The sequence below is a fragment of the Rhizobium sp. BK049 genome, from assembly GCF_014193135.1.
Taxonomy (GTDB): domain Bacteria; phylum Pseudomonadota; class Alphaproteobacteria; order Rhizobiales; family Rhizobiaceae; genus Rhizobium.
Window position 1 is genome coordinate 132,181 of sequence record NZ_JACHYV010000016.1, and the last position, 19,973, is coordinate 152,153.

The window sequence follows — 19,973 nt, forward strand, 5'->3', positions numbered from 1 at the left end:
CCCGTTAAAAACAGTCGGTCTGCCACAAGCCTGCAGCAGTGATCTAAGGTTTGCTTTTGCCGTTGATGGACGAACCGAGACCGCGTTCTTGGCTAGAAGCCCACTATCTCAAATGTTCCAGGAGCAGGCTCGGCTGCGGCCGAGAAGGAATGACCGATTTGGGGCCGGGAGCGGTCGTCGGCCTCTCGGCTCTCAAGAGAGAACTCGACGCCGGCGGCCACAAAGAGGGATGCGGCTTGATGGAGGTGGAGGTCGCCTGGGCATTAGCCCTTACCTTTTGTTGACTCACCCGCGCTTGAACAATAACTTGGGAACTTGGTCGTGGGGCTTGTCCTCAAATGACGGATCATTCTCTTCAGCGTCGCCTTGCCGTCATCGTCGTTGCCGATGTGGTGGGATATTCACGCCTGATGGAGGCTGATGAAGTCGCAACGCTTGAGAACCTCAGGGAACTCCGTTCCGGCGTTATCGAGCCGGCTGTGTTGCGTCACAATGGTCGCATCTTCAAGGTCGTGGGCGACGGCTTCCTTATCGAATTCGCCAGCGCGGTGGACGCGGTCGACGCAGCGTTGGAAATGCAACGAGCCACCACTGCTGTTGAGGGTTCCGAAGACCGGCGCCTGCTTTTGCGCGTGGGCGTCAATCTCGGAGATGTCATCGACGACGGTTCAGACGTCCTCGGCGACGGGGTCAATGTCGCGGCGCGCCTCCAGACGCAGGCCGCGCCGGGAGGTATCTGCATTTCATCAAGCGTTCACGGCGAGATCGTCGGCGAGATCGCCGACCAGTTCTTCGATGCAGGTGAACGCTATTTGAAGAACCTGACCCGCCCAGTCCACGTGTGGCATTGGCCGGATGCGCTGCAGAGCATATTGCCGCTGCCGGAAAATCCCTCGATCGCTGTATTGCCGTTCACGAATATGAGTGGGAATGAAACGGACGAGCCTTTCGTCGACGGCTTGACTGAAGACCTGATCACCGACCTTTCCCGCACGGCTGGCCTGTTCGTCATCGCGCGCAATTCCGTCTACGGCTACAAAGGCAAGCCGATCGACGTACGGCTCGTCGCCCAGGAACTCGGCGTCCGCTACGTCCTCGAGGGGAGCGCCAGACGCGCTATGGGCCGTGTCCGCATCAATGCCCAATTGGTCGACGCGCTTGGCGGCCAGCACTTGTGGGCCGAACGGTTTGACAGGACGTTGGAAGATGTTTTCGAGTTGCAGGATGAGGTCAACGCCAAGATTGTTGAAGCTCTCGTCGGCCGGCTGACCATTCCGACGCCGCGCAATCGGCCGAAAAACTTCGAGGCCTACGATCTGTGTGTGCGCGCCCGCCTGCTGACGGAAGAGTCGCCGCAAACCGAGCGTGAGGCCTATATGCTGCTCCAACGCGCGGTCAAGCTCGAGCCATCCTATGCCGAGGCGCTCGGTCTGCTCGCCTATAACCGTTGGCTTGCCTGGACTCATTTCGGCGAGCCCGAAGATCCCAACCGTCGGATGGCGGTGACATCAGCACAGAAGGCGGTCGACCTCGATCCCAACGATGCCGGCTGCCGTTACGTTCTGGGGACCATTCTGGCTTATGAGCGGCGATGGGAGGAATCCGAGGCCGCCTTCGCCATGGCCCTGAAACTCGACCCCAACCACGCCGATACCTGGGCCGCCATGTCTGATATGTCCGTGCTGGACGGCAGGATTGCCGACGGACTGGCGCAGATCGAAAAAGCTCTGCGGCTCAATCCCTATCCAGCCTGCTGGTATCTTTGTCATCTTGGCCAGGCGCAATACGCTGCGGGTGACTATGAGGCGGCAACCGGTACACTGCGCAGGAAAGAAACGTATCGCACCAACTCACGCAAGTTCCTGGCTGCTGCGCTTGCGCAGCTGGGCCACCATGAGGAGGCGCGGCGAGAGGCAGAATTGTTCCTGATCGCCCACCCTCATTTCACGATCGGCCATTGGCTCAGCTCCCAGCCGCTGCGCGATGCATCTGTACGAGACCACTTTGTCGACGGCTTCCGAAAGGCTGGCCTGCCGGAGACGTGACAGCGGGCGGGGACAATCCCGACGCGTTCAGGACTTGATCAACGGATATGCGCTGGCGGCGCGTTTCTGCCATCTCTGTCACAGCGCCATTATTCGAAACGGCAAGAGGCGCATGATCAAGGCGCGAAGCAACCAGCGCTAGCGATGATTGCGCCATAAGACATCACCGCTAGCGGTTTGCGAGGCGCCGCGCCGCCGGCGAGTTGGCGAATACGCACCTCCGGCCTCGTCATTCCGGGCCTCGGGCCTGGAATCCATGGCCACAGCCGATCAGCGCCGAAGTCTGGCCTTCCCGGTAGCGCCACCCCAGGCCGCAACACTACTGTCCGGCAAACACCACCTCGTCCCAAGGTGGACGCGCCGGGAAAACCTCATCGAGAAATGTCAGAAATGCTTTGACATTCGGATTGGCGCGGCGGCTCTCTGGCCAGAGTGCAATCATGCTGGAGCGGTCGACGGCGAAGGCGGCGAGGATCGGCACGAGTTCGCCGCGTTTCACATAGGGCGCGGCGATGTAGGTTGGAGAGATGCCGACGCCGCCGCCCGCGACGAGGACAGCGGCGACACCATCGCTTGTGTCCACCGTGATCCCAATCTCCGGCGTGGCCTCGAAGACTCGTTTTCCTGATGCAAAGGGCCAGCGAAGTGTCTGGCCCGAGCTCTGGAAGCGGAAATTGACGCAGTCATGCCCCGCCAGTTCGTCAGGATGTCGAGGCGTACCCCGTCGTCTCAGATACTCGGGCGAAGCAAAGGCGCAAAGGCGATGCGGCGCAAGCCGTCGGGACTTCAAACGGGAGTCGGCCAGTGCTCCAACCCGAATGGCGACATCTATACCTTCCTCGATCATGTCCACGAACTGATCTCCCAGGCGCAGATCGATTGCGAGTTTCGGATGGCGTGCGCGCAAGCGAGGAAGCGCCGGGCCGAGTATATGCACGCCGACCGGAAGCGGTGCGGATATCCGGAGAATGCCGGACGGTTCGGCGCGGGCGGCCATTGCGGCCTGCTCGATATCCTCGGCCTGCCGCAACAGACGCAGCGCGCGATCGTGCAGATCGCGGCCCTCGGGCGTAAGCGTCAGAGAGCGCGTGGTACGGAGGAACAGGACAATGCCGAGCTGCTGCTCGAGCCGCTGGACGCTCTTGCTGACGGCCGACGGTGACACCGCAAGCGCGCGGGCTGCCGCAGTGTAGCTTCCAAGGGATGCGGCCCGCGCAAATGCAATCAGGCCCGTGAGACGTTCGAAACCGATTTGTGCCATGATGGCATGAGTAAAGCGAATATTGGGCCAATTATCAATCGAGGCAATTGGAATTACTTTCTGGCAATGGGCGCAATCGAGCGCCTCCAAACGGAGCCAGAGCATGGGCACTCAATCAAACATCTCGGATACCCTTTCAGGCAAAACCATACTCATCGTCGGCGGCACCTCGGGGATCGGCCTCGCCGCAGCCACACAAGCCAAGTCCTTCGGCGCAAAAGTCATCGTGGTCGGATCTGACGCCGAACGGGCAAAACAAGCCGCAGAACAACATGGCCTCAGTGGCTGGAGGGCGGCCGATGTGACCAAGCGCGCGGCCATCGAATCCGCGCTCGCTGATATCGACCATGTCGATCACCTCGTCTTGATGGCCGGAAGCTTCGTCGTCGGCAAGGTGCTGGAAGCCGACGTCGACCATCTCCGCCGCGCGTTCGAAGAGCGCGTCTGGGCGGCGATATATACGCTTCGGTCCCTTGGAGACCGGCTCGCCGCCGACGGTTCGGTGACATTCATCTCCGGAGCACTGGGCGACCGGCCGAATGCCTATGGGACCGCCGTTCTCGCTGCCGCTTCGGCAGCGATGGAAGCATTGGCACGCGGCCTGGCGTTGGAACTCGCGCCGCGCCGGGTGAACACCCTTTCGCCGGGTCCGATCGATACTCCACTGCTCGGCAAGGCACTTGGCGACGGTCGCGACGCCTTTGTCGAGGGCCTCAGGGCAACATTGCCGTTACATCGTCTCGGGAGCGCTGAGGAAGCCGGGGCGGCAGTCGTGTTCTTGATGGCGAATGGCTGGATGAACGGCGCGACGCTCAACCTGGATGGTGGATCGCGGCTGGTCTGAAGGCTTTTCAGCATTGCGAGCCAGAACTCTCTGAAATTTGTCGCTCGGGTTTCGGACCCTTCAAGAAGGAATTCACTAAATGTCGACTGACCCAACCAAGACAGCCCTGACCTTCTTCGGCCACTGGAACGCGGGCCACATCGACGAGGCGATCGCCATGCTTTCCGAAGAAGTGCTGTATGACAACGTACCGCTCCCGAATATCGTCGGGCGCGAGAACGTCCGCAAGTTTCACCGGGATTTCGGAATTGGAACGACATTCACCGTCGATTGGACGGTGACACAGATCGCGGCGGCCGGAAATGTCGTCCTTAACGAACGGCTTGATGTGTTCCTGCATGAGGGCGGTGGAAAAATCATACTTCCGGTCATGGGGACGCTGACGGTCGTGGAGGGAGCGATCACCGTGTGGCGCGACTATTTCGATCCCTCTGATTTCGATCGGCAGTTGGCTCTCATCGGGAAATAACTCAATGGAATATATTGGAGGGCCAACGGCGAGCGGGCGGCAACGCCCCCCCCCACTCACCGTCATTCCAGGCCTTGAGCCTTGAATCCATTGCCACAGTCGCGGAGGCGGGCGTGGGTCCTCGGGTCAAGCGCGAGGACGACGGAGGGGTGAACCTTCTGCCGATACAGTATGCGCGCGCCAAAGGCGCACGCACCGCCATCGCAAGCCTCAGCGGAAACCGCGGCCACATCATCAACACGGCATCCGTGGCCGCCTACAAGCTCTTTCCGACAGCGGCCGTCTACTGCGCCGACAACAACGGCGAGGCACCAACATCCGCCCGCTTTTACAGCGCGAACATTGCCCCTTCTACTTGTCTTCTCCTTCCGCCTGGATGCGATCCAACACGGCTTCCGGCGCGATGTCCTTCTTCAGCTCTTCGACCTCATGGTCCGCCTCGGTCGGGACTTCAAGCTTCTTTGCAATGGCTTCGACCATGGCGATCAGGCGTGTCGTCTCGTGTTCGTTTAATAAGCTGATCTGGAGGTCGAGATCGGCGCGGATATTGTCTTGTGCAGCCATTCGGTTCTGGTTGATCAAGACGAACGTCGAGAGAAAGATCGCCTCGACCGAAGCCTCCATAGCGAGAATCACCAAAGAGGGGTCCCAGGGTGGAACCTGCGGGAGCAATCCTACGTTGGCGATGATCCAGACCCCGTAAAACACGATGTGAATGTAGACGAACATCATGGAACCGGCGAACTTGCTGATCAAAGCAGCGGAACGCTCCTGAGCAGACGCTGCATTTTGGCTCTGCCGGCGGCGCTGCATGATAGCCTCGATGTTACGGGTTAACGCAGGCGTTAATCCTTCCGCGGCCGGTGTTGTCGGGCTTTTGCGCTCCGGATGGTCGTCGTTCATTACGCAATCCTCGGATTGATGGTTTCCACCTTTGCCGAAAACTGCCCTACGAAGATCCGGTTCAATGTTGGCTGCAATTCCCTGGGGCGAACGTCGCCCCGGCAGTTTGCGCCAAGCGTTGCCGCCGTCGTTCTGCAATATCTCGCATTGAGTGGAGTTGACTGTGGGCGCGGCGAACTCAGACAGCAATCAAGTATCATGCGGCAACTCTGCGCTGGCGAGGAGGCTTGACCGAAAGATTGCACGCGCTTGACGACCGGTGACTACCTACCTCCTCCGCCGGCCCGTGTGGAACATTCGCCACCGAGTGCGGTTATGGGCCAGTTCAAAGGAGGACGCGGCATGTACCATCACGTCAAAAAGCTCATGTACACCGTTCGGGTGGATGAGCCTGATCCCCGATTCGGAAATATGCTCCTTGAGCAGTTCGGCGGCGCCAACGGTGAACTCGCGGCGGCGATGCAATACTCGATCCAAGGCCTGAACTGCGAGGATCCCGGGCGGAAAGACCTGCTGATGGATATCGGCACCGAGGAGCTCAGCCATCTCGAAATCGTCGGCACGCTTGCCAGAATGCACCTAAAACCCTTGAAGTCCGTTCGCGAGGAGGCTGAAGCCGATCCTTTGATTGCCATTGCTGGAGGCGGCGGCGTGAACCTCTTCAATTCCATGGGCAACCCCTGGACGGCCGACTATCTGAAGATAACCGGCGAGCTGGACGTGGACTTGCGAAGCAATATCGCAGCCGAAGCCCGTGCGAAGATCGTCTATGAACGCCTGATCGACTTCTGCCGCGATTCCGGCACGAAGGACGCTCTGCAATTTCTCATGACAAGAGAGATCACCCATATGCGGGCATTCCAGCTCGCACTCGAAAGCATGGGTAAACCTCCCCTCAGTGTTGGAAGAATCGCTCCCACACCGGGGCTCGTCGACCAATTCTTCAACGACTCGACGGGCGAAGGCGACCTCGGCGAGGTCGATGTTCGCGGCCCGTGGAACGAAGGAGAGCCCTGGAAATTCGTCGAGGCTCCGGCGTTCCAGGGGTTCAAGGGCGCCGACGAGACTGCACTGGCAATCGAAGCGCGAAGCGCGCCGCCGGAAAGATCGGAAGGGATCGAGGCGGTGCTCGTGGACGAGCTTCGCGACCTGCTGCATGCCGAAAAGCAGTTGCTCAAAGCGCTCCCCAGGCTGCAGAAGGCAGCCCGCTCCCAGCAACTGCAGACCTTGCTGCAGAAACATCTTGCCGAGACCGAAGCGCAGGTCGAACGGCTGAACGAGTGTCTGCGAGTACTCGGCTCCGCGGCAAGAGCAAAACCTTGCAAGGGAATGGCTGGCCTGATCGAGGAGGGTGAAGAGGTAATGGCGGAAGGCAAGAAGAGAGAAGACGCTCCTGCAGATCTGGCTCTCATCGGTGCAGCATTGCGCGTCGAACATTACGAAATTGCCGCTTACACCACCGCGCGTAATCTTGCCCTTCAGCTTGCACAGCCGGCGGTCGCTCGATTGCTGACATTGTCGCTGGGTGAGGAACAGAATGCGGGCCATCTCTTGGATCAGCTTGCTCAACCACTTATGTCCGCGGCAAGAATGCCTGCCAGCGTCCGTTGACGTGGCTGGTAATCGTGGCACCCGCGGAGGCGTCAGAGGCGCCGCCCGCGGGTGCCGCTTTACGGCAGAATTGGGCTAAGGCTCTATCGCACGCCTCCCCGTCGAGCTTCCTGGCAGCGGCTCAACTTTGATTTGCGAGATCGTGAGCGCCGACGTAGAGCAAGGCTCCAGGCTCACCCGGGGCCCAGCAGCGACGGCATCCCTTAGCGTGCTAGAGGACTAGCCTCGTTCAGATCGTTTCGGATCGCGGTGGCCGCTATGCCCGCCTGCCCCATTGCGGTCCCGATCTGATCCAAGCCGATGACCACGTCTCCCGCTGCATAAAGGCCGGGAAGGCTTGACCTTTGGTGACTGTCGACGATGACGCAGCCGTTCTCCGACAATTCTGCGGCGACCATAGCTGCCAGTTCCGACCGAACGTCCGATCCTAGCGCCGGGTAAATAGACGAAAACACGCCGATGCTGGAAGCTGTTGCGATTGTGATCCTATCGCGCTCAGGGTCGATAGATTTTATCGGACCTTCCTGGAGGCCGATCCGCAAGTCCCGCAGCCGATTGAGCTCAATCTCCGAGAGCTCGTGTTCCTCTTGCGGAGTAATGATCGTTACGTGTGTCGTATAACTCCGCAGGAACAGCGCCTCTGCAAACGCCCTCGATCCGCAACCGATGACGGCGACAGGCTTGTCGGTGATCTCGAACCCGTCGCACACAGGACAGTAGCGGATAAGGCCGCGCGCAACAGCCTCGTCATGACGCTCGGCCAACATCGCTGGTTTGCGGTCGATGACGCCGGTGGCGAGAAGGACTGTTCGCGCCCGCATGCCGCCGTGGCTGGAAACAACGTGAAAGCCGTCATGCTCCTGCTGAAGCTGGCTGACGCTCTCAGTGCGGATCTCAACTTTGTACCTTTGAAGCTGCGTGCGCATCCTGGCGAGAAGCTCCCTTCCGCTGATACCCTCCGGGAACCCTGCGAGGTTGTGGGAAATCGGAATGGTGGCGGCACGACTGCTATGGTCATCGAATACGGTTGTCGAAAGGTGGTAGCGCGCAAGATAAATGGCCGCAGTCAAGCCAGCAGGTCCACCTCCGATGATAATGCAGTCGCGCATAGTGTCTCCAGACCGTCGCCGCTCAAGATGTCGTAAGGCATTGGAATAACTCACATCGCCTGCATCGACCAGGTAGACCGCTCCGAGGAAGCTGTCCGGCGTCCGCTGCTCTTCAGGCGGATACCAAGATGGTGATCATCACTAGTGCGGAGCCAACGCCCGCCCCAGCGAGGCCCGTTGTCATATAGCCGGCAAATCTCCCGGCTTGGCCGTGCCTGATCTCCTCAGCGGTGCCGAGAACGGCGGCCAGGCCGGCAGCAATCCAGCATGTCAGCGTCAACGTCCCCAAAAGTATCGCCCAGTGCGGTGCGTCGATTGAAAGCGCGGTCATGCGAATACCCTCGCGGCGAGCGCCGCCTCCATGAACGCCCTGCGGGCTCCCTCGGCGCTTCCACGGCGAGCGATGGCATCGACGCATCTGCGCTTGGCGATGCCGAACTCACGAGAATTGGTCGACGGCCAGCGATGGAGAAGCGCCGCAAGCGCCGCATCCGGGCCCTCAATGCGCTCACGCATGCCGTCGCCGATCCGGACATATACCGGTGGCTTCCAAGTGACATGGAAGTCGATATTGATAACCTTTTCCATTGCAGACCTCATTGCCAGGTTTTCCCCGACAACCGCCTTCAGCTGTCCGAGTTCCCAAGCCGTAATGGTTGGTCCGTTATCGGACAGCTTGGAAGAGAACATGGGGAGAAGGTCGTGATCGTTAAGATCTTATACGAGCGTCGATCGGGACGGATTCGCTGGAGTGTGCAGTCTGAGCGACGGCGTCCGCGATGACGCCAAGTTCGTGCTGCGGCGGTGGAGCCGGCGCGCGCCGAGTCCACATTTCCGGTCGGAGGGTGGCACGGAGGTCGGACAGGCAGGAGGTTGGTCGAAAAGCCGGAACTCCGCGGATTATCCAACCGGGCGGGTGATCATCAGCCAGAGAATTGCCAGCACCGCCGCGAAAGCCGGAAAGCCGAAATAAAACCAGGTCCAGAACAGCCGATGGTATCGCGCCGGCAGCGGCTCACCGTTGGCCGCTGCTCCCTTCGTAATCTTGAGCATCTCCATCTGCATCCAAACGACCGGCAGCCAAAAAGCACCCGTGATGAGATAGAGAACGATCGACCAAACGATCCAGCGCTCCCAAAGGGAATAGCCGACATACCAGGCGAGCGCTGCGCCGGTGACCGGCTGAGCGATCACGGCCGTTGTTGTGAAGACGAAATCCGCAATGACCACGATCCGCGCGACGGCGGCCACGGTCGCTGCATGGCCGGTACGATGCGCGACCAACATGAAAAAGGCGATGCCCGCGCCGGTGCCGAGGAGAACGGTGGCGCCGATGATATGCAGGAATTTCAGCACGAAATAGGTCATCGCTCCTCCAAGATCGCGAGAGCAACCAGGTGCAACACGAGGATCGGCCATATCTTTGTCAACGGGCCAAGCGGCTCATTCCATAACTCCGGCAATATCGCGGTGCCGACCGCCGCATAGAAAAGTGACAGCAGGATAGCTGCGTAAAGGCCCCACCGCGCAGTGCGGCGTATGGCGATGGCGCATCCTATCGCGATGTCCGCAAGTGCCCCGGCAATAACGGTTGGTACCGCCAAACTACCTGCACCGCCCCCCATCATCAGCTTGACACCCTGCTCGAAGCCCGATGTCAGCGAAATTATTCCCGTCGATATCCAGAAGATGGGCAGCAGCACAAAAGTGACGGGCTTCAGGAAGTAGAGTTTTGCAAACCAACGCTCCTGAACCGAAACCGGGCGACGTGCCAAGGCATCGTCCAACGACGATGGCCGGATACCCGTTGTGTCGATCCATTCGCCTCGATCTCCGACGGCGCCGCGCGCGATCTCCCTTGCGGCCGTGCTTCGAACCGGCGGCCGCCAGCCCAGCAACCCGGCAAAATCGCCGAGCGAATAGAGAAGGCTGGCAAGCGGGCGGGGCAGCAGATAGCACTTGGCCGGACGCCAGCCAAGCCATCTGCGGTATCGCGCCACAATCTCTTCAAACTCGAGCGCCTGCGGGCCGACGATTTCGAGCGCGATTTTCGACGGGGCCGTTTTGTCGAGCAGCCGAATGACGGTTTCGGTGACGTCTTCGAGCTGCACCACCTGAAGTTTCCCGGTCGATGGCATCACTGGCAGAAACGGCAGCGCCGCAAGTCCGCGAAACAATGCACTGGAGCCGAAGGCCGCATCACCAAGGATCACGGACGGACGCAGTATTACCCAGTCGAGATCCGTCTCCATTAAGGCCATGTCGCCGGAAAGTTTCGTCCGCGAGAACGTCGATGGCTGCTGCCGATCCACTCCAATTGCCGAGAAATGAATCACACGGCGCACGCCGGATTGCTCGCATGCGCGGAACAGCGCTCCCGGTCCCTGCGCATGGACGCCCGCCATGTTGTGGGTCACTCCGTCCTGCAATGCCCCGGCGCAATTGACGACGGCGTCCATTCCCTCGAGATGATGCAGCCAGGCAGAGGGCGCCACTGCTTTGGCTACATCGACTTCAATCCAGCAGCCGGTGCCTTCAACCGGCCGTTTTCCAGGACGCACCACACAGATGATATCATGTCCGCATGCCGCTAGCCGGGCGCAGACGGCACAGCCAACAAGTCCTGTTGCGCCGGTAACAAGGATTTTCATACGGACGACCTTCGCACTCAAAAGCCCCGAACCTGTGCGTGCAGGATTTCGTTCCAGCGCCCTTCCTCGTGACAATGCCGGGATAAGTTTTGAATTGAGTCGACCCAGCAATTCCGAGTGCTTGAGTTCCCAGATCGCGTCTGCTCGATGCGGCGAGTTGGACGGAAACGCACCCTCATTCTCCGTCATCCCAAGGACCATGGCCACAGCCGAGGACGCCGGCGTGGGTCCTCGGGTCAAGCCCGAGGACGACGGAGGGGTGAACCTTCTGCCGACACAGTATGCGCGCGCCTCCATAAAGGCGCACGCACCGCCATCGCAAGCCTTAGCGGAAACCGCCGCTCGCGACCAGCCGTTCGCCCGTCAGCCAGCGGGCATCGTCGGAAGCGAGGAAGACGGCAACATCGGCGATATCGTCCGGCTGGCCGATGCGGCCGAGCGGCGTCTGGTCGGCCATGTTCTGTTCGAGATCGGAGCCGATGACGCCGGCCGTGTGGGTGCCCTCGGTCTCGACCATGCCCGGCAGAATGGCGTTGACGCGGATCTTGCGCGGGCCAAGCTCCTTGGCAAGCACGCTGTTGATGCCCTCGACGGCGCCCTTGGTGCCGGTGTAGACGGCAGTGGCCGGCAGCCCGATGCTGGTGACCACCGAGGAGATGTTGATGATGCTGCCGCCCTCGCCGAGATGCTTGGCCGCTGCCTGGGTGGTCAGGAGAACGCCGAGAACATTGACGTCGAACATGCGGCGATAGTGCTCCTCGGTCACCTCGCCGATCGGGGCGAATTCATAGACGCCTGAGTTGTTGACCAGCACGTCGAGCTTGCCGAATTCCTTGACCGCGGCATCGACCACGCCCTGCGCCTGCTCGGCTTTGGAAACATCGCCCTGCACCGCGATGGCCTTGCCGCCGGCCGCGCCGATCGCCTCGATCACGGCGTCGGCTCCGGCCTTGCTCGAGGCGTAATTCACCACCACTTCAGCACCTTCAGCCGCCATCGCTTTGGCAATCGCGGCGCCGATGCCCTTGGAGGCTCCCGTGACCACTGCGACCTTTCCTGTGAGCTTAGCCATTTCTTGTTCCTTCTGATCCGGATGGCCGCCGGAATTGACGGCCTTGTTCCGTAGTTCAGAAATTCGGAACTGTTGATCTCGATGTCAAGTGGCCCTATATAAAATTTATGCGACCGATTTTTCACCCCGCCCTGGAGGACATAAAACCCGAGGCGATCCTCTATGCGCTCTCTGATCCGGAGCGCGTCGCGATCTTCGCCAAGCTCGCCGGCACCGCCTGCGGCGGCACGTGTTCAGCGCTCGCCGATCTCGGCGACCGCGTCATTCCGAAATCGTCGCTGTCGAACCATTTCAAGGTGCTGCGCGAATCCGGGCTGATCCGCAGCGAGCGCCAGGGGGTGGAGATGCGCAACCAGACCCGCTGCGCCGAGCTCGACGAGCGCTTTCCCGGGCTGGTCAGGGCGATTCTGACGGCTTTTGGGCAGCTTCCCGAGCAAATGAAGACGGGTTGACGGTCCTTGAATACCTTCGATGGGTGCTGCCGGTGCAGGCCTGGGTCCTCGGGTCAAGCCCGAGGACGACGGAGGGTGGGGAGGCGATTGCGGCAAACGCAGACCCCTGGCAAAACCAAGACATCGCGCTTTCTGATCTCACCGCCAAACTTCATCACTCACCGTTAGCCGACGCGCCATCCGCTGCGAATTTGGCAGAACGTACCTTCAAACTCCGTCATCCCGGCCTTGCGCCTCAGTCCCTGAGTCTGGGATCCATGCCCGGCTGATCGAGACTTGCCGACGCGTTATAAGGTTTTGGCAGAAACTTATAACGAAGTGAAATGAGGACTTCGCAGCCTATGCAATATGGAAGTCATGTTGCCGCCCTCCTGAAGCCATTGTGATGTCGCTGCCATTGCCGGCCAACGGCTACGCAGCCCTGCCGGCGCGGCCTAAGGCGGTTGCCATTCGTCGTCGCGCAAAAAGTTAACGAGATCGCGCACTCGGCTTGCGTCACCCCGGGGCTTTGAGCCATGGGTCCCGGTTGCGTGTGCCCCTCACCCTAACCCTCTCCCCGTAGTGACGGGGAGAGGGGACGTGCCCTGCGAAAGGTCGGCGTGGGACGGAGAGCGTGCGGCATATCCCCTTCTCCCCGTCAGAACGGGGAGAAGGTGCCGGCAGGCGGATGAGGGGCAACACGCATCGTCCGGCTTTTTTCACACCTCAGCGGACGCGACCGCGGCGCTGATGGCGTCTGCGAGTTCCCGCGCAATTTAGTTAGAACACAACCATACGTATTTGCCTTTGGTTTAAGTTCCGCTGCTAGTGATTGCGCATCGCGATCGGGTTGTGACACAGCCACCACAGGAAGGCCGCCTTTGCATGTTGCATCATTTCATTGTTAACCGATCCGCCAATTTCGGAATTATAGAGGCGGCAAAGGGATGATGAGAGTTTGTTCGTTGGTCGTAGGGTGTCTGCTGGCCGTGTCCGGCGTGCTGTTCAGATCTTTCTGGTTGTCCGAATGGGGTGTGCCCAGCTTCATCTTCCTCGCGTGGCTCCTGGCCCTCGGCTTGGGGTGGGGAGGAAAGGACAAGCCCTACTCGATCCGCTTCGGGTTCATCTGCGCCAGCGGCATCGCGCTCGTCCTTCTGGCCACGGTTTACGTCCACCGCTATTTCGGCATCGCCCTGTTGCTCGCGCTCGTTTATCTTGGCGCCAAGACGAAATTCTTTGAACGCCAGTGGGGAGCCGCTCCGACCGGCCGGACGGGCAACCAGCAGCAATGAGCCCCTAGTTGCAGGGAGGCATTGTCACACTCGAGTCGAACTTCACCGGTGGAGCACCCTGCCCGCCCTCCCTTACCAATCCGTAAGTTGCCGCCAGACTGTCGTCTCGGCTAGATCTTGCCGCACCAGGCATCCGGGAGCGGCCGATGCGAATCCTGCTGATCGAGGACGATACCAAGACGTCCGATTATATCGCCAAGGGCTTCTCCGAGGCCGGCCATGTCTGTGACGTCATCGGCGACGGCCGCGACGGGCTGTTTCAGGCGCAGCGCGAGGCCTATGACGTCATCGTCGTCGATCGTATGCTGCCGGGCCTTGACGGCCTGGCGATCGTGCGTTCCCTCAGGGCTGCCAAGGTCGGCACGCCGGCGCTGTTCCTGACCTCGATCGGCGGCGTCGACGATCGGGTCGAAGGGTTGGAGGCCGGCGGCGACGATTATCTCACCAAACCCTTCGCCTTCTCCGAGCTTCTGGCGCGCGTCAATGCACTCGGCCGTCGCCCGCCGGTGCAGGAGCAGCGCACCGTCTTGAAGGTCGCCGATCTCGAGCTCGATCTGATCCGGCGAGAGGCGCGGCGCGCCGGCCAGGTGATCGAGCTGCAGCCGCGCGAATTCACCCTGCTCGAGGTGCTGATGCGCGGCGAAGGCCGCGTCATCACCAAGACAATGCTCTTGGAGCGGGTCTGGGATTTCCACTTCGACCCGAAGACCAGCGTCGTCGAGACCCATATCAGCCGCCTCAGGGCCAAGGTCGACAAGCCGTTCCAGGTCCAGCTCCTGCATACGATCCGCAACACCGGATACAGCCTGCATGCGCCTCGAACAGGATGATTTCAGGCCCATCGGCCTGAAAATCTCAAATCCTGTTCGCAATTTAAAGAGTAAGAGCATGATGTCGTCCGAAAACCGCGCACACTTTTCGGCATCATGCTCTAGCCTGCGCAGGAGCACGCCGTTTCGCCTGGCCGTCACCTTCGGCGTGCTCTTCGTCGTCGCCTTCGTCTTCAGCGGCGCGATCATCTATCACATGCTCAGCCTCGGACTCGGCCGTGATGTCGACCAGTCGCTGAGCGAGATGAATTCACTGATTGTCTCGACCTATCAGCCCGGCGACACCGAAGATCTGATCAACACGCTGAACAATTATGCAAGCTTCCAGTCGACCTCCGACGGGCTCTATTCGCTGACCGATGCCGGCGGGCGCAAGCTTGCCGGCAATTTCACAGCACCCCGCATCCCGAACGGCGTCTATACCGTCACCTCGGGCGATGTCGGGCTCAAGGGGCATGAACGCTACCGGATGCAGGTCTCGACGATCGGCCCCTACAGCCTTGTCGTGGCCGAGAACTTCAACGATGCCGACGAGATGCTGCGGATCGTGCTGGTGAGCTTCGAATGGGCGGCCGCCATCGTCGTGGCGATGGCGATCGGCGGCGGCGTCTTTCTCGCCGTTCGCGCCCAGGCGAGACTGGACCGGGTCGCCAACACCATGAACGAGGTCTCCCACGGCGCGCTCGATGCCCGCATTCCGATCACCGGCAACGGCGACGATCTCGATACGGTGGCGATCCAGATCAATGCGGCGCTGGAGCGGCTGCAGCGATTGGTCGAGAGCATGCGGCAGGTGAGCGCCGATATTGCCCATGATCTGAAAACGCCGCTCAACAGGCTGCGCCTGACGCTCGATGCTGCCGCGGCCGAGAACGACCGGCAGGCGGATGTTTCGGCTCTGCTCGACGAAGCCAGAAACGAGAGCGACAGGATCAATCTTACCTTCGAGGCGCTGCTGCGCATTTCCCAGATCGAGGCCGGCGCCCGCAAAGAGCGTTTCCAGGCGACCGATCTCGACGCCGTGCTCACCGTCATCTCCGAGGTCTATGGCGATGTCGCCGAAGATGCGGGGCAGTCGTTCCGGATCGCCGCGCGCGCTCCCGCCGTCATCTGGGGCGACCGAGATCTCCTGACGCAGATGATCGCCAACCTGGTGGAGAACGCGATCAATCACTGCCCGGCCGGAACCGGCATCACCCTGTCGCTCCGCCGCCAGGAGGATCGCGCCGTGCTCTCGGTCGCCGATACCGGCCCCGGCATCCCCGCCGAGGAAAGGGACAAGGTCTTCCGGCGCCTCTACCGGATCGACAAGAGCCGCACGACGCCGGGAAGCGGCCTCGGCCTCAGCCTCGTCAAGGCGATCGCCGAACTGCATTCGGCCGAGATTGCGCTGACGGACAATCATCCCGGCCTTCGTGTTTCGATCGCCTTCCCATTGATGCCGGAGAAATCCTGAACCGCCATGCCGCGAGCCTGATGAAGCGGATCGCAAAACGGCGCAGCTCGGCCGCAGCGCGAAAGGGCAGCACGCTCCACGGCCTGCGGCGGCCGAGCCGGTAGGCCGAAAGCCCCGCCTGGATCTGCGAGCAGGGATCGGCCCTTTGGCTCACCGGCAGCGGATCGACGAAGCAGGCGCGTAGCCCCTCATCGAACTCCAGGTCGAAGGCGAGATCATAGGGCAGCCGCATCGGCAGCATCGCCCCAACAATCCAGCCCGCCGCCTTGCGGTTGATCAGATAGGCGCCGGAGCCCTTCTCGCGGGTCAGCGCGATGGCGAGCGAGCGGGCGGCGGTCAGCGGCTCGACCCGGTGCTTCCGCCCGGAATTGACCGTCGAGAGCCGCAGAATGTCCCACTGCGCCTCGTGCTGGAGGGCGGCCTCGAGCAGCTCGGCGAAATCATCGTCGAAGTCGAGGTCGTCTTCGAGAATGAGGGCGAATTCGGCATTGCTGCCGAGGAAGCGCCTGGCGCATACGACATGGCTGAGATAGCAGCCGATCTCGAAAAGGTTCGGCCGGCGGCCGTGCCGGCGGAGATAGGATCTCTCGTCGAAGTCGGGATGCGGCAGGCTCAACCCCGCCCCGTCGACCGCCGCCACGCGCTCATAGGCAAGGCCGAAGCCTGACAGCAGCCGCTCCATTCGAAACCGGCGCAACGGCGCGCGGTCGAGATTGATGAGATAGGTATTCACCCGCAGGCTGACCGGATGAAAGGCCGGCATAAGGGCGGCAGGTGTGGCGCGCATATTCATGAGACTTGGCCTCGACTTGGCAATGACGACGCCAAACCTGCACTGCCAATCTCACCGGGACTTCGCCTGAATCATACATTTCCGTAAGCTGCGCCATCGCCGGCCGAGCGATGCATTCTTACGGATTGGTATTGTCCCGGCAAAAAGCCCGTAAGAATCTTGCGCTACATCTCGCTTGCTGCACGCAATGGGTCACTTCCCTTCCCGCGATCATGACATCAATCACGCCTTCGATGACGACGGCGACCCATTGCGTGCCGCGCCGGAGATCCGATCCTGCTGAAAGCGCGCCGCATCCAATTATTTCGTCGGCTCGGGAACAACGGGCTTCAGTGATCGTAAGTATTGTGGGCCGTGCGGAGGTGCTTATAACACAGCCATGCACTTCGATACTCTGTGCGGCCCACTCCAGTCAAAGCCAGGACGCTTCCATATGTTTGGAAGCGCCCAGGCCATTACCCAGTTCCGATCGGCATCGCGATGGGAGGCGCAGCTCAGAGGCACGTCTGAACAGACGGATCCTCGTTGGCGCTGTGCCGTGGGCCAGGCAAGCCATTCACTATTCGGCTCGCGGCACTTCGGTTGGCGAAAACACGCGCCACAACCTCCGTCATCCCAGGCCTTGAGCCTGGGATCCATGCCCGGAGTCGGAGGTCGGCGTGGATCCTCGGGTCAAGCCCGAGGATGACGGAGGATGAGGCCCGCTCTCCGGCAAACTGCAAGGGCGGACGGAGACAGGGGCGGGCTTTACTAGCGATAGGTGTTTCGAAGTCGAAAGTCCCCCGTACTGCTTGCCTCAAGCTTTCTTGGCGTTGGCCGGTTCCGGCGCACACCTCGTATGATTGGAGCCTAGAGGCCGATGAAAGATGCAAGTCCAAATGAACTTCCGGATAAACTGATCCTCGTTTCTCTGTGCCGTGCGACCCGACCCAGCCCTCAGCTGGGTTGCGCCAAAGGTGCAGCTGTCCGGCTCGATCGCCAACAAGTCTGGCGAAACACCCGCCCCGAACTCCGTCATCCCAGGCCTTGAGCCTGGGATCCATGCCAGGAGTTGGAGGTCGGCGTGGATCCTCGGGTCAAGCCCGAGGATGACGGAGGGTGGGTCAACTGTGCCGCAATACAGAGCGCGTCCCGGGACCCACCCCTGATCTCCCCCTCAGCCGCATTCATCGCGCTCTCCGGAGACCCGCGGAGAGTATGATAGAAGCAGCACCCTACCCTCCGTCATCCCAGGCCTTGAGCCTGGATCCATGCACATCTGATGGAGCCAAAACGTGGATCCTCGGGTCAAGCCCCCGCTCACAGCCGCGACGTCTCGACGCGCAAACGCGAAGGCAATCGCGCGCCGGTGAACCCCACGACGCGACCTGTTACAGAGCAATCAAGGACGTCCCCGGCCGGCCTTGATGATATCCCCGATCCCTAGTATGGAGGGCTGAAGCCCCAGGCAGCAGGCTCGAGGTAATCACGGGGTGGCTGCATTTCATCCGTACCCACCGGCCGGCGCGTCAGCGTCACTATTTTGAATTTCTCGCTGTCTCCCCAGCCAGACCAGTGGTCGTCAATCAGCGGTATGCCGTCCGAAGTGAGGCATTGCCTTAGCCCCCATCAGCCGAATTTGGTGTCCGGTCATACCATGCGCAGTCCTCGCCGAGCAGCCGATCTTTCTCTCTCAAGTCGACCATCCCATAAACCCCGTCGAATCTCCTGAACTCCGACGAGGGAATCGAGGAGGAGCGGACAGCTTCGAACATGCGCTCCCCCTTTGATGTGGAATATCGGAGCCCCTGGTCTTCAAGCTCGTTCCAGACGGTGATCAGGATCGATCCATCTCCACGGTCGCGCTGTCGGAACCACCAGGGATAATGACGCAACAGCCTCTCCTTGGATCTGTGGCTAACCAGTTCCGCCTCGAAGTCTCCAGGATTCGGGGTGTAATCGTCGTAACGTGGCAAGGGCGCGAGCCAGGTACCGGCTTCGAGAAGCTGCATAGGCGGTCGTACCACCGCTTCCGGCACAGGCCCGCGCCGCAGATCCGTCAGACGCGTCTCGGACATGACCTCCCCGCTGGAGAAAAGGACTTTCGTCGCGATCTCTATTCCGTCCTCGGTCAGGCAAGTCAACCAACTGGGACTGGTCTCGTCCCTGTCCATGCGCCGGACGATTTGCCGCCAGCGACACTGCTCACCGCCGACGGTCTCGACATCATCCGTTTCCCTGACTTTCGTGATGCCGTCATAATCTTGAGGTGGTTCGACCTGCCTGACTTGAAATGACGAGATTTCACCATTCCTCCTGGTTGCCCTCAGAACCACGTTCTTGAAGAAATGTCCGTAAGAAAGGTTCGTTTTTTCGTTTCCTTTCTCTTCAACACGTGTCCAGCCGTTGTGATGCCGGACGACCCGCTGGCGGTCCCCTTTGGCACCATAGGCGTCACGCACGATCATCTTTGCGGTATAGTCGGGCACATCAGGACTGGCGAAAAACGGAACCTCGCTCGCAAAGGCGGAACGGGCCGCGATCGTGATCACTGCGAAAACAATCAATCTGTACATGATACTCCTCGGCGGGAAGGCGCACACAACCAGTGGGATTGACAGGAGCAGCGACATGTCAGCGTAGCTGAAGGTCAACTGACAGCCAGCAGGCTCAAGCCGAATGGTGGTCGACCGCACCATCGCCGCATGCCAGGCGCCGTAAACGAGACAGACTGCCCCGATCATCACCAGAATGTAGCGCATCCTGCCCCCCAGAGTTCCTCATCTGTTGCAATTTTTAGCTGCAGTCTCTCGTTTGTGGAACCACCAATTTTGGATGGCGGGCCGGCACATTCCGGTTTGCCTGACGTTAGCGCAGACCGGTGTAGTTCCATTCGGCCTCACGTCCGGCGAAAACACTCGTGCCGGCCTCCATCATCCCAGGCCTTGAGCCTGGGATCCATGCCCGGAGTTGGAGGTCGGCGTGGATCCTCGGGTCAAGCCCATTGCTGTCCGGTTCGGACCGCGGACTTGCCCCTCACCCTAACCCTCTCCCCGTAAACGGGGCGAGGGGACGTGCCCTGCGAGACTGCTTGGGGACGGAGCGGCTGCGGCTCAGTCCCTTCGCCCCGCGAGCGGGGAGCAACCATGTTCAATTTTTCCGGTGTTGTGGCGTCCATTCGGTCTTTCGAAAGAGGATTGTGTTGGCGAGAACGATGAGTTTTCGGG

The 19,973-nt window shown here is 60.8% G+C and carries 18 protein-coding genes; 8 read left to right on the top strand and 10 right to left on the bottom strand.

Annotation, left to right across the window (positions count from 1 at the left end):
• The first annotated feature begins 338 nt into the window (after positions 1-338).
• Complete coding sequence (locus FHT70_RS18045; protein WP_183703610.1) at positions 339-2,045, top strand: adenylate/guanylate cyclase domain-containing protein; 1,707 nt, start codon at positions 339-341, stop codon at positions 2,043-2,045.
• A 319-nt stretch (positions 2,046-2,364) separates the two neighbouring features.
• Here FHT70_RS18045 and FHT70_RS18050 read toward each other — a convergent pair whose 3' ends face one another.
• Positions 2,365-3,306 (bottom strand): LysR family transcriptional regulator, encoded by a 942-nt coding sequence (locus tag FHT70_RS18050; protein WP_183703652.1) that lies wholly within the window; start codon positions 3,304-3,306, stop codon positions 2,365-2,367.
• Positions 3,307-3,409: 103 nt separating this feature from the next.
• On the opposite strand from FHT70_RS18050, the gene FHT70_RS18055 reads away from it, so the two are divergent.
• Entirely contained in the window at positions 3,410-4,150 is a 741-nt protein-coding gene (locus FHT70_RS18055) for an SDR family oxidoreductase (RefSeq protein ID WP_085777303.1), read from the top strand.
• A gap of 79 nt (positions 4,151-4,229) precedes the next feature.
• Positions 4,230-4,619 (top strand): limonene-1,2-epoxide hydrolase family protein, encoded by a 390-nt coding sequence (locus tag FHT70_RS18060; RefSeq protein ID WP_183703613.1) that lies wholly within the window; start codon positions 4,230-4,232, stop codon positions 4,617-4,619.
• A gap of 351 nt (positions 4,620-4,970) precedes the next feature.
• Here FHT70_RS18060 and FHT70_RS18065 read toward each other — a convergent pair whose 3' ends face one another.
• The gene (locus FHT70_RS18065) at positions 4,971-5,522 is read right to left on the bottom strand and encodes a DUF1003 domain-containing protein (protein ID WP_085777301.1); all 552 of its coding nucleotides are present in this window, start codon (positions 5,520-5,522) and stop codon (positions 4,971-4,973) included.
• Positions 5,523-5,864: 342 nt separating this feature from the next.
• Here FHT70_RS18065 and FHT70_RS18070 point away from each other — a divergent pair, with 342 nt between their 5' ends.
• The gene (locus tag FHT70_RS18070) at positions 5,865-7,133 is read left to right on the top strand and encodes a DUF892 family protein (RefSeq protein ID WP_183703654.1); all 1,269 of its coding nucleotides are present in this window, start codon (positions 5,865-5,867) and stop codon (positions 7,131-7,133) included.
• 203 nt (positions 7,134-7,336) lie between these two features.
• Here the strand turns inward: FHT70_RS18070 and FHT70_RS18075 are convergent, their stop codons facing one another.
• The 6 genes from FHT70_RS18075 to FHT70_RS18100 all read right to left on the bottom strand — a co-directional run bounded on the left by FHT70_RS18075 (position 7,337) and on the right by FHT70_RS18100 (position 11,965).
• Entirely contained in the window at positions 7,337-8,242 is a 906-nt protein-coding gene (locus FHT70_RS18075) for an NAD(P)/FAD-dependent oxidoreductase (RefSeq protein WP_183703615.1), read from the bottom strand.
• A 112-nt stretch (positions 8,243-8,354) separates the two neighbouring features.
• Positions 8,355-8,573: a hypothetical protein gene (locus FHT70_RS18080; RefSeq protein ID WP_183703618.1), complete on the bottom strand. Its 219-nt coding sequence runs from the start codon at positions 8,571-8,573 to the stop codon at positions 8,355-8,357.
• Positions 8,570-8,830: a DUF982 domain-containing protein gene (locus tag FHT70_RS18085; protein WP_097597531.1), complete on the bottom strand. Its 261-nt coding sequence runs from the start codon at positions 8,828-8,830 to the stop codon at positions 8,570-8,572. The genes FHT70_RS18080 and FHT70_RS18085 overlap by 4 nt, the downstream gene beginning before the upstream one ends.
• Before the next feature lie 312 nt (positions 8,831-9,142).
• Positions 9,143-9,610 (bottom strand): DUF2269 domain-containing protein, encoded by a 468-nt coding sequence (locus FHT70_RS18090; RefSeq protein WP_183703621.1) that lies wholly within the window; start codon positions 9,608-9,610, stop codon positions 9,143-9,145.
• Complete coding sequence (locus tag FHT70_RS18095; RefSeq protein ID WP_183703656.1) at positions 9,607-10,893, bottom strand: SDR family oxidoreductase; 1,287 nt, start codon at positions 10,891-10,893, stop codon at positions 9,607-9,609. Before FHT70_RS18095 ends, FHT70_RS18090 begins: the two co-directional genes overlap by 4 nt.
• 325 nt (positions 10,894-11,218) lie before the next feature.
• A complete protein-coding gene (locus FHT70_RS18100) occupies positions 11,219-11,965 on the bottom strand; it encodes a glucose 1-dehydrogenase (RefSeq protein ID WP_183703624.1) in 747 nt (248 codons plus the stop codon).
• A gap of 107 nt (positions 11,966-12,072) precedes the next feature.
• Between FHT70_RS18100 and FHT70_RS18105 the strand changes: the two genes are divergently transcribed.
• The 4 genes from FHT70_RS18105 (at position 12,073) to FHT70_RS18120 (ending at position 15,974) form a co-directional block, all read left to right on the top strand.
• A complete protein-coding gene (locus FHT70_RS18105) occupies positions 12,073-12,417 on the top strand; it encodes a helix-turn-helix domain-containing protein (RefSeq protein ID WP_183703627.1) in 345 nt (114 codons plus the stop codon).
• Positions 12,418-13,385: 968 nt separating this feature from the next.
• Positions 13,386-13,688, top strand: a complete 303-nt coding sequence (locus FHT70_RS18110; protein WP_311044534.1) for a hypothetical protein — start codon at positions 13,386-13,388, stop codon at positions 13,686-13,688.
• A gap of 146 nt (positions 13,689-13,834) precedes the next feature.
• Complete coding sequence (locus FHT70_RS18115) at positions 13,835-14,518, top strand: winged helix-turn-helix domain-containing protein (protein ID WP_183703629.1); 684 nt, start codon at positions 13,835-13,837, stop codon at positions 14,516-14,518.
• A 58-nt stretch (positions 14,519-14,576) separates the two neighbouring features.
• The gene (locus tag FHT70_RS18120; RefSeq protein ID WP_183703632.1) at positions 14,577-15,974 is read left to right on the top strand and encodes a HAMP domain-containing sensor histidine kinase; all 1,398 of its coding nucleotides are present in this window, start codon (positions 14,577-14,579) and stop codon (positions 15,972-15,974) included.
• On the opposite strand, the gene FHT70_RS18125 is transcribed toward FHT70_RS18120, so the two are convergent.
• Positions 15,871-16,767, bottom strand: a complete 897-nt coding sequence (locus tag FHT70_RS18125) for a glycosyltransferase family 25 protein (protein WP_183703634.1) — start codon at positions 16,765-16,767, stop codon at positions 15,871-15,873. The two genes, FHT70_RS18120 and FHT70_RS18125, sit on opposite strands and share 104 nt — an antisense overlap.
• A gap of 1,598 nt (positions 16,768-18,365) precedes the next feature.
• Positions 18,366-19,508: a hypothetical protein gene (locus FHT70_RS18130; protein WP_246721866.1), complete on the bottom strand. Its 1,143-nt coding sequence runs from the start codon at positions 19,506-19,508 to the stop codon at positions 18,366-18,368.
• Positions 19,509-19,973: the final 465 nt, after the last annotated feature.